The following is a 12,498-nucleotide window of genomic DNA, read 5'->3' on the forward strand; positions in this document are numbered from 1 at the left end:
AGTATCTGGGAACCCACCACGAAATCTGCGTTGGAGGAGCGATGGGCCACACGCTCGCTGAGAAGGTGTGGAACTCACATGTCGTACGGCGAGGCGACGGTGACGAACCGGATCTGCTGTACATCGACCTGCACCTGGTCCACGAAGTCACCAGCCCGCAGGCGTTCGACGGATTGCGTCAGGCTGGCCGCCCGGTCCGCCGTGTCGATCTCACCGTCGCGACCGAGGACCACAACGTCCCCACGATCGACACCGAGCTGCCGATCGCCGATCCGGTGTCGCGCACGCAGGTCGAGACGCTTCGCCGCAACTGTGCCGAGTTCGGTGTCCCGCTCTACCAGATGGGCCACGACGAACAGGGCATCGTGCACGTCATCGGCCCGCAGCTCGGGCTGACCCAGCCGGGGACGACCGTGGTGTGCGGCGACAGCCACACCTCCACGCACGGCGCGTTCGGTGCGATGGCGTTCGGCATCGGCACGTCCGAGGTCGAGCACGTGCTCGCCACGCAGACCCTTCCGCTCAAGCCGTTCAAGACGATGGCGATCAACGTCGCCGGGTCGCTTCGCGCCGGTGTCACCGCGAAGGACATCATCCTCGCCGTCATCGCCAAGATCGGAACCGGCGGCGGACAGGGATATGTATTGGAATATCGGGGCAGTGCCATCGAGGAGCTGTCGATGGAAGCCCGGATGACCGTGTGCAACATGTCCATCGAAGCGGGTGCGCGCGCCGGTCTGATCGCGCCCGACGAGACGACGTTCGCGTATCTGAAGGGGCGCAAGCACGCTCCTCGAGGCGCGGACTGGGACGCCGCGGTCGAGGCGTGGCGGCAGTTGCGCACCGATGATGACGCTGTCTTCGATGCCGAGGTGGACCTCGACGCCGACGACCTCACCCCGTACGTGACGTGGGGCACCAACCCCGGTCAGGGCCTGCCGTTGTCTGAAAAGGTTCCTGACCCGGAACGCATCGCCGACGAGAACGAGCGCGCCGCCGCCGAGAAGGCCCTGTCCTACATGGACCTCAAGCCGGGCACCCCGCTGAGGGAGATTCAGGTCGACACCGTCTTCCTCGGATCCTGCACCAACGGGCGGATCGAGGACCTGCGGGCCGCCGCCGACGTGCTGCGAGGGCACAAAGTCGCCACCGGCGTGCGGATGCTGGTCGTCCCCGGCTCGATGCGGGTCCGCGAGGCCGCCGAGTCGGAGGGGCTGCACGAGGTCTTCCTGTCGGCGGGCGCCGAGTGGCGGTCCGCGGGTTGCTCCATGTGCCTTGGCATGAACCCGGACCAGCTCAAGCCGGGCGAGCGCAGCGCATCGACATCAAATCGCAACTTTGAGGGCAGGCAGGGCAAGGGTGGGCGCACGCACCTGGTCTCCCCGTTGGTCGCCGCGGCGACCGCCGTGCGCGGAACCCTGTCGTCTCCCGAAGACCTGCTCGCAGTCTCCAGCACTGGCACCGCAGGCACGGACTGAAGGAAGAAAAAGCACGTCATGGAGCCTTTCACCAAGCACACGGGGGTCGGCGTACCCCTCCGCCGGTCCAACGTGGACACGGATCAGATCATCCCGGCCGTCTACCTGAAGCGGGTCAGCAAGACCGGCTTCGAGGACGGTCTGTTCGCCGCGTGGCGGCAGGACGAGCAGTTCATCCTCAACCAGGACCCCTACCGCGCGGGCAGCGTCCTCGTGGCCGGTCCGGACTTCGGCACCGGCTCGTCGCGCGAGCACGCCGTCTGGGCGCTGGCCGACTACGGCTTCCGGGTCGTCATCTCGGCCAGGTTCGCCGACATCTTCCGCGGCAACGCGGGCAAGCAGGGGCTGCTCGCGGCCCAGTGCGAACAGCACGATGTGGAGCAACTGTGGAAGCTGCTCGAGGCCGAGCCGGGCACGGAAGTGACCGTCGACCTGCGGGAAAGGCTTGTCACAGCGAAGGAGTTCACCGCCCCGTTCGGCATCGACGACTACACCCGTTGGCGCCTCTTGGAAGGCTTGGACGACATCGCGCTGACTCTTCGACACGCCGAAGCGATCGATTCGTTCGAGGCTTCCCGACCCGTCTGGAAGCCCTCCACAACCCTTGCCTGACGGGCTGATTCCAGGGCCAAATGTCACCCCGATGGGCGGATCGCAAAACTCATAAGGAAAAATATGGCGTGGCGCGTGGTGGTCGCGCGCTTTTCGGCATATGGTGGCGAGAAGTCGGCCGCAAAGGCCGTAACCGTCTTGTGGTCAATAGTGGAGGACAGAAGGGTGAACAAGGCCCAGCTCATCGAGGCGCTCACGGAACGCCTGGGCGACAAGAAGACCGCAGGCGCTGCGGTCGACGGTCTCGTCGACGTGATCGTTCGCACGGTCAACAAGGGCGAGAAGGTCAACATCACCGGCTTCGGTGTTTTCGAGAAGCGCGCCCGCGCAGCGCGGACCGCGCGCAACCCGCGCACCGGTGAGACCGTGAAGGTCAAGAAGACCAACGTGCCAGCGTTCCGGCCCGGCACCGGCTTCAAAGAGGTTGTGAGCGGCGCGAAGAAGCTGCCGAAGGTGGCCGCCGCCAAGTCGGCGACCAGCCGCAGCACCGGCACCACCACGCGTGCCGCCGCCACCCGCAGCACGGCGTCGACTCGTACGCGCGCAGCAGCCGCGACGACGACCGCCCGTAAGACGGCCGCCAAGCCGGCCGCCACCAAGGCGGCCGCGAAGCCGGCAGCAGCCAAGACCACGACCACCCGTCGTGCCGCTGCGAAGCCTGCTGCCGCCAAGACGTCTGCGAAGGCACCGGCGAAGAAGACCTCCGCCGCGGCCGCCAAGAAGCCGTCGACCCGCAAGAAGTAAGCAGTAGCCACAAAGCCGTGAGGGCCACCCGGGGACGCCCGGGTGGCCCTCACGGCTTTGTCATGGGATGCCCCTGTCAGGGCTCTCGCGGCTTCGGTCGGGTGCCAAGGTGCCCCTGGACGATCTGGCACTCCCGGACCGGCTACGGCCCAACTGGGTGCCTTTCAAGGTCATTGCCGGGGGCGTCGCGGGCGTCCGCGCGGGATTCCCCCAACAGTGTTTCCAGACCGGGGTTTCACGGCTTGGGGAGCGGACTGGGATAGTAATCGGCCGCAACCAGGCCAAGTCCCGGTTGGACGAAGGTCAGCACCACCAGACTGCCCTTCTTCGCGCGGACTTCCGGCAGGTCAAGGCCTGATTCCTTGGCGTAGGCAGAGATCAGACCGGGGATCACGCCGCCCTGGCTGGACACCACCGCGATCCCCTCGCCACCAGCGATCTCCCGCAGCGCGGCGACCGCGGCGGCCGGGTCGGCCGAATACCCCTGTTCACCTAACGACGGCTCGATCCGGACCGTCCTACCCAGATCTCCGGCCACGTCGGCAATCGTCTGCACACACCGCACGGGCGGCGCCGAATACATCCGGTCGGCGCCGAACAGCGGCAACAAGTCCCGCAGCGCCGCGGCCTGGCGCAGGCCGGCAGGCGACAGCGGCCGATCGATGTCCGCGCCGCGCCAGCCTTCCCTCTTCCCGGCCTTCGCATGCCGTACGAGCAGCACAGTCGTGGTTTCCGGCGGCAGCTTGAGGAACTCGGCGAGCACCGCTCTGTCCTGTGGATAAGTGAGGATCTGGCGTGCTTGCGCCGGTGTCAGCCAGCGCATCTCGTCGACTTCCTCGTTCGGTTCGAAAGCCCCGTCGAGCGCCCGCGCGGCGAAGTAGTCCACGCGTTTGGGCGCCCCGCGCACCGAATACCGAACGGTGTTCAGGTGCCTGCCGAGCACGACGCGGAACCCGGTCTCCTCGGCCAGTTCCCGCACCGCCGCCCGTGGCGCCGTTTCCCCGTTGTCGATTTTCCCTTTGGGCAGGGTCCAGTCGTCGTAGCGGGGACGGTGCACGACCGCGACCGTCCCGTCCAGCCACGCGACGGCACCGGCTGCCGCGACAGAACTCTGTGACACTTCTCAGCTACTCAGCCTTGGGCCCCGTGCAGGGCGATCATTTCCCGTTGGTGGTCGCGGACCTGGTCGCTGCCCAGCGGGGCGGGTTCCCATTCGCCATCCGGTTGCAACACCCAGCACCGGGTACCCGGATCGAGCGCCGAATCGAACATGGCGTCCAATTGTTTTACCAAGCGTGGATTGCGGACCGGGACCTGAACTTCCACCCGGCGGTCGAGATTCCGGTGCATCATGTCGGCGCTGCCGATCCAGTGCTCGCCGCAGCCGACGAAGTGGAACACCCTGGAGTGCTCGAGGAACCGGCCGAGGATCGAGCGCACCGAGATGTTCTCGCTCAACCCCTGGATGCCGGGTTTGAGCGCGCAGATGCCCCGCACCACCACGTCGACCCGGACACCGGCCTGTGACGCGCGGTACAGCGCGTCGATGACCTGCTCGTCTACCAACGAGTTCACCTTGAACCGGATGCCCGCGGCCTTGCCCGCACGGGCGAATTCGATCTCCTGTTCGATCCGCTCCACGATGCCGCGCCGGATTCCGTGTGGTGCCACCAGAAGACTGCGGTACGTGTTCTGCCGTGCGTATCCGGTCAGCACGTTGAACAGATCCGTGAGGTCCGCGCCGATGGACGGCTCGGCCGTGAGCAGGCCGATGTCCTCGTAGAGCCGCGCGGTCTTCGGGTTGTAGTTGCCCGTCCCGATGTGGCAGTACCGGCGGATCGTCGATCCCTCCTGGCGCACCACGAGCGAGGTCTTGCAGTGCGTCTTGAGGCCGACCAGGCCGTACACCACGTGCACGCCCGCCTTCTCCAGCGCCCTCGCCCACTTGATGTTCGCTTGCTCGTCGAACCGGGCCTTGATCTCGACGAGCGCGACGACCTGCTTGCCCGCCTCGGCCGCGTCGATCAGCGCGTCCACAATGGGCGAATCACCCGATGTCCGGTACAGCGTCTGTTTGATCGCCAGCACGTGCGGGTCGCTGGCCGCCTGCTCGATGAAACGTTGCACACTCGTCGAGAAGGAGTCGTACGGGTGGTGCACCAGCACGTCGCCTTCCCGCAGCGTCGCGAAGACGCTCTTGGGCGTCTCGTGTTCGGCGAAGGCGGGGTGCGTGGCGGGCACGAACGGCGCGTCCTTGAGGTCCTTGCGGTCAACCGCATGCAGCTGCCACAGGCACGACAAGTCCAGCAGCCCGTTGATGACCACGACGTCGTTCGGGTGCACCTCCAGCTCACGCAGCAGCAGCTCCTGCATGTGCTCGCTCATGTCGCTGGCGATCTCCAGCCGGACCGGCGGGCCGAACCTGCGCTGAGCCAGTTCGCGCTCCAGCGCCAGCAGCAGGTCCTCGTCGCGGTCCTCCTCGACTTCCAGGTCCGCGTTGCGGGTCACTCGAAACTCGTGCACCTCGGTGACTTCCATTCCGGTGAACAACTCACCGAGGTGGGCACCGATCAGATCCTCCAACGGCAGGAACGTGGCGCTCCATTCGTCTCCATTGGACTGCACCTGGAGCAGCCTCGGCACGTTGTCCGGGACCTTCACCCTGGCGAAACGCTCGGTGCCCGCCTCCGGGTCCCGCACGGTGACCGCGAGGTTGAGCGACAGCCCCGAGATGTACGGGAACGGGTGCGCCGGGTCGACCGCGAGCGGGGTCAGCACCGGGAAGACCTGATCGGTGAAGTAGACGCGCAGCCGCTGCTTGTCGTCCTCCTCCAGCTCCGCCCAGCGCACGATCCGGATCCCGCGCTGCGCCAGCTCCGGCCGGACACGCTGCTCGAACGCCGCGGAGTGCTGCTCGACGAGCTCCTGGTTGCGCTTGGCGATGTACGCCAGCTGCTCGCGCGGGGTCAGCCCGTCGGCGCTGCGCACCGAAAGCCCGGTCTCCCTGCGGCGCTTGAGCCCGGCCACCCTGACCATGTAGAACTCGTCGAGGTTGGACGCGAAGATCGCGAGGAACTTCGCCCGTTCGAGCAGCGGCTGCGACTCGTCCTCGGCCAGCGCGAGCACGCGGGCATTGAAGTCCAACCAGGACAGTTCCCGGTTGAAGTACCGGTCGTCGGGCAGGCCGTCGATCGCCGTGGCGGCTGTTGTCGCGGCAGGCGGGGCCGAGGGAGCGCTCCGTTCGGGCCGGGACGTCGCGGGTGGCGGCGCAGGCGGCGGCGAGGTCGGCTGGTCGTTGCTTTCGGTGCTCACAGCAAGCCATTGTCCAGCACTTATCGCGGGAGTGCGCGTCCCCGTGTGGACAAGGTGGTTAACACTCGATCGGCCCACCGGCCATCGCGCACAGTAGCGCGGTGCTGCGGCGTCCGAGACCGAGATCACGGGCCACCGCGAGGTCCTGCGCCGTGTCGACGTCGCACCGCAACGACGGCCATTCCCCGGTGAGCGGGAGCGCGCCGGACGCCGTGTGCGCCAGCGCCGAGCCGACGCCGAACATCGGGTCGAGCGGATGCCCCGCCGCGGACAACAACAAGGTGGTGCCCGTCGTCTGCCTGTCGGCGCAGAAAGCGCGCCTGCCATCGGCGGTTTTGATGGCCGCGGCCAGCTCGTCGGGCCGCAGTGCGGGCAGATCCGCCTGGAGAGCGCCGATTTGTCCCCTGTTGTTCCGGTCGGGACCGTCCGACTGGCGCAGCAGCGCGGCGCCGTGCCGCAGAGCCTCGTTGAGCCCGTGGGCCGGGCCCTCCGGGACGCACTCGAACCCCTCGGCGGCGAGCACGCTCGCGACATCCGGATCCGAGCTGACGACCAGCACCCGGCGCACGCCGTCGGTCTGGGCGGCCGCGGTGACTGTGTCCAAAAGCACGGCGAGCACCAGGTTGGTGTGCTCGTCGGGCGCGACCGCGCCGCGCAGCCGTGACTTGGCGTCCGGCAGCGCCTTCACCGGCACCACGAGATCTGTCTCCACCGTGACGATTCTGCATCAAAACCAGGCCGGAATGCCTGTGATGGGCAGGACCTAGACTCCTGGGGTCTTGTACTGCGGAGGAGGAGCCTTGGCGCGTCGTGAGAAGGATGGGATCTGGGTCAAGATCTGCGCGGCGGTGTTCTACCCGCTCACATGGCTGGGCAAGCGGGTCACCCGGGGCACCGAGCGCATCCCCCGCCAAGGCGGGGCCATCCTGGTGTTCAACCACGTCTCGCACCTCGACCCGGTGATCGACGCGGTGTTCGTGCACCGCAACAAGCGGGTGCCGAGGTTTCTCGCCAAGGACAGCCTGTTCCGCATCCCGGTCGCCGGAAAGATCATCGCGGGCGCGGGTACGATCCCGGTGTACCGGGGCACGGCCAACGCCGCGGAGAGCCTGCGCGACGCCACCAAGGCGCTGAGCGAGGGCAAGATCGTGTGCATCTACCCGGAAGGCACGATCAGCAAGGACCCGGACGGCTGGCCGATGCGGTCGTTCCCCGGTGTGGCGCGGCTGGCGCTGACCAGCGACGTGCCGGTGCTGCCGATCGCCCGGTGGGGCACCAACCACATCTACAACGGGTACACGAAGAAGTTCAGCCCGTTCCCCCGCAAGACCGTCACGACGTACGTCGGTGAGCCGGTCGACCTGTCGCAGTTCCGTGGCGAAGACCCGCCAACCAACACCGCGCTCGTCCGGGTCACCGAGCTCATCATGAACGACGTGAAGAAGCTGCTCGCTGAGATCCGCGGTGAAGAGGCGCCCGCCGGGTACTTCAACCCGAAGAAGAAGGCGGAGAGCTGACATGGCGCTGGCGCGGATCGCGGTGCTCGGCGCGGGTTCGTGGGGTACGACCTACGCCAAGGTGATGGCCGACGCCGGCCGGGACGTCGTGTTGTGGGCCCGCAGGCCCGAGGTCGCCGAGGCGGTGACCAGGCAGCACGAGAACCCGGACTACCTGCCCGGTGTCCGGCTGCCGGACAACCTCACGTCTACATCGGACCCGGCTGAGGCGCTGGACGGCGCGGAGGCCGTCGTGCTCGCGGTGCCGAGCCAGAGCCTGCGCGTGAACCTGTCCCGCTGGGTGCTTCCGGCCGGTGCGACGCTGGTCAGCCTGGCCAAGGGCGTGGAACTGGGCACGCTCAAGCGGATGAGCGAGGTGGTCGCGGAAGTCGCGGGCGTGCCGTCGAATCACGTCGCCGTGGTCTCCGGACCGAACCTGGCCATGGAGATCGCACGGGAACAGCCGACCGCGACCGTGATCGCGTGCGAGGACCACGATCGGGCCGTCGACCTGCAGCACGCGAGCACGACCGGCTACTTCCGGCCGTACACGAACACCGACGTGATCGGCTGCGAACTCGGTGGGGCGTGCAAGAACGTGATCGCGCTGTCCTGCGGGATGGCCGCGGGCATCGGGTTCGGCGACAACACGCTGGCCACCCTGATCACCAGGGGACTGGCCGAGACGGCCAGGCTGGGCACGGCGCTCGGCGCGGACCCGATGACCTTCGCCGGCCTTGCCGGGCTGGGGGATCTGGTCGCGACCTGCTCGTCTCCGTTGTCCCGCAACCGGACCTTCGGCGAGCGGCTGGGCCGGGGGCAGAGCCTGGTCGAGGCGCAGGAAGCCACGAACGGGCAGGTCGCGGAAGGCGTGAAGTCCTGCTCGTCGATCAGGGCGCTTGCCGTGCGGCACGGCGTGGACATGCCGATCACCGAGGTGGTGCACCGCGTCTGCCACGACGGTCTCGCCCCGCGCGAAGCGGGCGCCGAACTGATCGGCCGCAAAGTCAGGCCCGAAAGATGACAGAGTTGGGCGACGGGACCCGTTGCGTGCACGGTGGTCTGCCCGGCCCGACGCCGGGAACCCCTTTGCTGGCATCGCCGGTCCTGGCGACCGGCTTCCACGCCGGGCATCCGTCCTATGGGTACGGCCGGGCGGACAACCCGACCTACCGCGCGCTGGAGTCCGCGATCGGAGCCCTGGACGGCGGGGAATGCGTGGTCTTCGCCTCCGGGATGGCCGCCATCTCGGCTGTTCTGGGACTCGCGTCCGGGAAAGTCGCGCTGCCGTCGGATGGTTACTACCTGACCCGCACCCTCGCCGCCGAACTGCCGGTGGCCGTCGTCGAGGTGCCGACGACGGGACCGTGGCCCTCGTTCGACGGCGTCGACCTGGTGCTGCTGGAAACGCCGTCCAACCCGGGCCTGGATGTGTGCGACATCACCGCGTTGGCGTCGGCGGCGCACGCGGCCGGTGCCCTTGTGGCCGTGGACAACACGACCGCGACCCCGATCGGGCAGCGGCCGTTGGAGCTCGGCGCGGACATCGTGGTGTCGAGTGACAGCAAGGCGCTCGCCGGGCACAGCGATGTCCTGCTGGGACACGTGACGTGCCGGTCGGCGGATGTCGCCGCGAAAGTCCGCCACACCCGCACGGTGCACGGCGGGATCCCCGGCCCGTTCGAGACCTGGCTGGCCCACCGCGGTCTCGGCACGCTGGACCTGCGGCTGGCCAGGCAGGCGCAGAACGCGGCCGCGCTTCACGCGGCGCTGCGGGGACATCCGCTGGTGTCGGACCTGCGATGGCCTGGCGCCGCGCGGGATTCGTCCTACGTATTGGCGGCCAAGCAGATGCGCAGGTTCAACGGGATCTTCACCTTCACACTTCCGTCGATCGACGCGGTCGAACGGTTTCTCGCCAGGTCGGAACTGGTGACGGCGGCGACGAGTTTCGGCGGCTTGCACAGCACAGCGGACCGCCGCGCGCAGTGGGGCGATCCGGTGCCGGACGGGTTCCTGCGGTTCTCCGCGGGGTGCGAGGACACCGAGGACCTCGTCGCCGACGTGCTGCGCGCCCTGTCCACATCGGATGGCTAGTTGTCACGAACTCCCGTTCGCAACCACTAGCCCCTTTCGTCACATCTGTCACATCGGTCCACTTCTTGGACGTGATTTGACGGACATGCCGTCCGCTGCTTCCATGGTTCGCATGATGCGCGCTATGGCTGACGGACGGGGTCACATCGACCTCGGCTTCGTCGCGAGCGCACTGTGTCTTCCTCGGTGATCGGCCCGCTGTCATCGACCACGCCTGCATCCGAGGAATCCCCATGTTCGCCGTACCTGAGAACACCGTCGCGCTCGCTGCCGCCCCCGCGCTCAAGCACCCCGCCCGCATCGCCGTCGAATACGCGCTCGACCGGGATCGCTGGAAGAGCCACCTGCGCTACGACCCGGCCGAGCGGTTCTCGGTCCTGCTCGACCGCACCGGCGACCACGAGATCTGGTTGATGAGCTGGTTGCCGGGGCAGTCGACGGATCTGCACGACCACGGCAGCGCGACCGGTGCGTTCACGATCGTCTCGGGTGTGCTGACCGAACGGGTCATGCGCACCGGGGACACCCTCGAACTGCGGCCGGGCCAGTCGCGGGTGTTCGCGCCGCACTACGTGCACCAGGTTTCCAACCAGGGCGCCGACCCCGCCGTCAGCATCCACGTCTACCGGGCTACGCGGGAGATGCGTACCTATCCGTGACGTGCTGCGGGACCGTCCACCCCGGCGAGAGGTCGTCGCTGGGTTCGGGCGCTTGCCAGTTCTGCCGCAACGGCAGCACTCCGGCCCACGCGTTGTCGTTCTCGATGTCCTCGGGTTCGTCGCCCGGGCCGCCTGCGCGGATCTTCACCGCCGCCTCGTCCAGTGACAGCGCCAGGACCTGCGTCTTGGCGAGCTCCTTCGCGTCGGGCAGGCGCGCGTGCTGCCACGAGCCGGGAGCCAGGTGTTCGGTGAGCACTTCGAGCCCGTGCAGGCGTTCTTCCTCGGATTCCACGAGCCGGGCGCGACCGTGCACGACCGCTGAGCGGTAGTTGGCGGAGAAGTGGAAGACCGAACGGGCGTAGACGATGCCGTCGACAAGCGTGACAGCCACACATATGTCTGTGTCCAGCGCGCTGCGCAGGCTCAGCGCTCCGGTTGAGCCGTGCAGGTACAAGGTGTTCCCGTCACGACCGTAGCCGGTCGGCAGGACGACGGGGGCGCCGTCGATCACGACCGACAGGTGGCAGATCAGTCCGGCGTCGAGCACGGCGTCCAGGGCGGCCCGGTCGGCGACCGCTCGGTTCTTGCCCCGTTTGATGGTGCTGCGGGGCGTGGGCGATAGTGGAGTTCGGGTCACGACTACCAGTGTCTTCGGCGAAGTGGCATCATCACAGGGCCAAAAACATCGAAAATCGAAAGGCCAATTTGTGGCAGCCGACCCGCCCGCGCCCCCGGTCACCCTGGACCGTGAGTCTGACACGCCGCTGGCCGTTCAGCTCGCCGACGCGTTGCGAACCGCCGCGGCGGACGGGCGACTGCGCAGCGGCGACCGCCTGCCGTCCACCCGTGCCCTGGCCACACGCCTGAAAGTCAGCCGCACCGTCACCTCCGCGGCGTACGAGCAACTGCACGCCGAAGGCTGGATCGCGGGCAAGCACGGATCCGGCACATATATAACGACAGCCCCGCCGGGCAGCCTGCCGGAATCCGCACCACGTCCCCAACGTGGCGCGGCCGCGCCCGACCTGCTCGACCTCACGCCGGGAACCCCGTGGGCAGGCGGGATCGACCGGGCCGCGTGGCGCCGCGCGTGGCGTGCCGCTGCCGACGCGCCGCCGCTGCTGCGCCCGGAACGCGCCGGGCTGCCCGAGTACCGAGCCGCCATCGCCGAGCACCTGTTGCGCCACCGCGGTTTGCGAGTCGGCGAGGACGAAACCGTGCTGGCCACCAGCGGAACGTCGTCCGCCGTGTCCGAACTCGCGTTCGCCGTGCTCGGACCGGGCGCGACCGTCGCCATCGAGGAACCCGGCTACCAGCGGGCAGCGTCCGCGATGACCGCGGCGGGGCTCAACGTCGTGCTGGCCCCGGTCGACGTCGAGGGGTTCCGCGTCGACGCCGTGCCCGAAGGCGTCAAAGCGGTCTACTGCTCGCCCGCGCACCAGTACCCGCTCGGCGGCCGGATGCCCGCCGGTCGCCGGGTCGAACTCGTCGAACGCGCGCGGCGCGACGGGTTCCTGGTCATCGAGGACGACTACGACGGCGAACTGCGCTACGACGTGGCGCCCCTTCCCCTGCTCGCCGCACTCGCCCCGGACGTCGTGGTGCACCTCGGCACCACGAGCAAGATCCTGACGCCGACGCTGGGCACCGGCTGGATGGTGGCGCCGCCGCCGGTGGTGTCGAGGATCCTGGAATTCCGGGACCACACCGGGATCGGTCCCGCGGTCGCGGGCCAGCGTGTGCTGATCGAGTACGCCCGCAACGGCGATCTGGGCAGGCACCTGCGGCGGCTGCGGCGCGAACTGTCCGAGCGGCGGTCGCTCGTCGTCGACTCCTTGCGGGAGGCCGGTTTCGAGGTGCTCGGCGACGACGCGGGCGCGCACGTGGTCGTGCCGCTGTCCTCGGCACGCGTGGAACGGGACGTACGGGCCAAGGCCGAGGAGTTCGGCGCCCGGCTGGACGGCCTGACCAGGCACCACGGGGGCAAACCCCGCTGGTACGGCCTCGCGCTGGGCTACGCGGCCTGTTCCCGTGACGAGCTGCTTGCGGTATTGCCGCAGCTCATAGACCTGCTCAGGCAAGTGGAGGGGGACAGGTAAG

The 12,498-nt window shown here is 68.4% G+C and carries 12 protein-coding genes; 8 read left to right on the plus strand and 4 right to left on the minus strand.

Going from position 1 to position 12,498, the window contains the following annotated elements; translation table 11 throughout:
• Positions 1–41 precede the first annotated feature (41 nt).
• The 3 genes from leuC to ALI144C_RS47345 all read left to right on the plus strand — a co-directional run bounded on the left by leuC (position 42) and on the right by ALI144C_RS47345 (position 2,834).
• Entirely contained in the window at positions 42–1,478 is a 1,437-nt protein-coding gene (gene leuC / locus ALI144C_RS47335; protein ID WP_076993874.1) for a 3-isopropylmalate dehydratase large subunit, read from the plus strand.
• A gap of 18 nt (positions 1,479–1,496) precedes the next feature.
• Positions 1,497–2,090 carry a 3-isopropylmalate dehydratase small subunit gene (gene leuD / locus ALI144C_RS47340; protein ID WP_076993875.1) on the plus strand — a complete coding sequence of 198 codons (594 nt, stop codon included), beginning with the start codon at positions 1,497–1,499 and terminating at the stop codon, positions 2,088–2,090.
• 165 nt (positions 2,091–2,255) lie between these two features.
• Positions 2,256–2,834, plus strand: coding sequence for an HU family DNA-binding protein (locus tag ALI144C_RS47345; RefSeq protein WP_076993876.1), 579 nt, complete (start codon positions 2,256–2,258; stop codon positions 2,832–2,834).
• A 235-nt stretch (positions 2,835–3,069) separates the two neighbouring features.
• On the opposite strand, the gene ALI144C_RS47350 is transcribed toward ALI144C_RS47345, so the two are convergent.
• The 3 genes from ALI144C_RS47350 to cofC are packed head-to-tail and all read right to left on the minus strand — an operon-like array spanning position 3,070 to position 6,858.
• On the minus strand, positions 3,070–3,954 hold the full coding sequence (locus ALI144C_RS47350) for an NUDIX hydrolase (RefSeq protein WP_076993877.1): 885 nt from the start codon (positions 3,952–3,954) through the stop codon (positions 3,070–3,072).
• 11 nt (positions 3,955–3,965) lie between these two features.
• Positions 3,966–6,146 carry an RNA degradosome polyphosphate kinase gene (locus ALI144C_RS47355; RefSeq protein ID WP_237774656.1) on the minus strand — a complete coding sequence of 727 codons (2,181 nt, stop codon included), beginning with the start codon at positions 6,144–6,146 and terminating at the stop codon, positions 3,966–3,968.
• 58 nt (positions 6,147–6,204) lie between these two features.
• Positions 6,205–6,858 (minus strand): 2-phospho-L-lactate guanylyltransferase, encoded by a 654-nt coding sequence (cofC, locus tag ALI144C_RS47360; protein ID WP_076993878.1) that lies wholly within the window; start codon positions 6,856–6,858, stop codon positions 6,205–6,207.
• A gap of 88 nt (positions 6,859–6,946) precedes the next feature.
• Here cofC and ALI144C_RS47365 point away from each other — a divergent pair, with 88 nt between their 5' ends.
• From ALI144C_RS47365 to ALI144C_RS47380, 4 genes are all read left to right on the plus strand, one after another.
• The gene (locus ALI144C_RS47365) at positions 6,947–7,663 is read left to right on the plus strand and encodes a lysophospholipid acyltransferase family protein (protein ID WP_076993879.1); all 717 of its coding nucleotides are present in this window, start codon (positions 6,947–6,949) and stop codon (positions 7,661–7,663) included.
• Position 7,664: 1 nt separating this feature from the next.
• Positions 7,665–8,666, plus strand: coding sequence for an NAD(P)H-dependent glycerol-3-phosphate dehydrogenase (locus ALI144C_RS47370; RefSeq protein WP_076993880.1), 1,002 nt, complete (start codon positions 7,665–7,667; stop codon positions 8,664–8,666).
• Positions 8,663–9,739, plus strand: a complete 1,077-nt coding sequence (locus tag ALI144C_RS47375; RefSeq protein ID WP_076993881.1) for a cystathionine gamma-lyase — start codon at positions 8,663–8,665, stop codon at positions 9,737–9,739. The genes ALI144C_RS47370 and ALI144C_RS47375 overlap by 4 nt, the downstream gene beginning before the upstream one ends.
• A gap of 233 nt (positions 9,740–9,972) precedes the next feature.
• Positions 9,973–10,398, plus strand: a complete 426-nt coding sequence (locus ALI144C_RS47380; RefSeq protein ID WP_076993882.1) for a cysteine dioxygenase — start codon at positions 9,973–9,975, stop codon at positions 10,396–10,398.
• On the opposite strand, the gene ALI144C_RS47385 is transcribed toward ALI144C_RS47380, so the two are convergent.
• Complete coding sequence (locus ALI144C_RS47385; RefSeq protein ID WP_076993883.1) at positions 10,370–11,035, minus strand: pyridoxamine 5'-phosphate oxidase family protein; 666 nt, start codon at positions 11,033–11,035, stop codon at positions 10,370–10,372. The two genes, ALI144C_RS47380 and ALI144C_RS47385, sit on opposite strands and share 29 nt — an antisense overlap.
• Before the next feature lie 70 nt (positions 11,036–11,105).
• On the opposite strand from ALI144C_RS47385, the gene pdxR reads away from it, so the two are divergent.
• Positions 11,106–12,497, plus strand: a complete 1,392-nt coding sequence (gene pdxR / locus ALI144C_RS47390; protein ID WP_076993884.1) for a MocR-like pyridoxine biosynthesis transcription factor PdxR — start codon at positions 11,106–11,108, stop codon at positions 12,495–12,497.
• The last annotated feature ends 1 nt before the right edge of the window (position 12,498 follow it).

The sequence above is a fragment of the Actinosynnema sp. ALI-1.44 genome (genome assembly GCF_001984155.1).
Classification (GTDB): Bacteria; Actinomycetota; Actinomycetes; order Mycobacteriales; family Pseudonocardiaceae; genus Kibdelosporangium.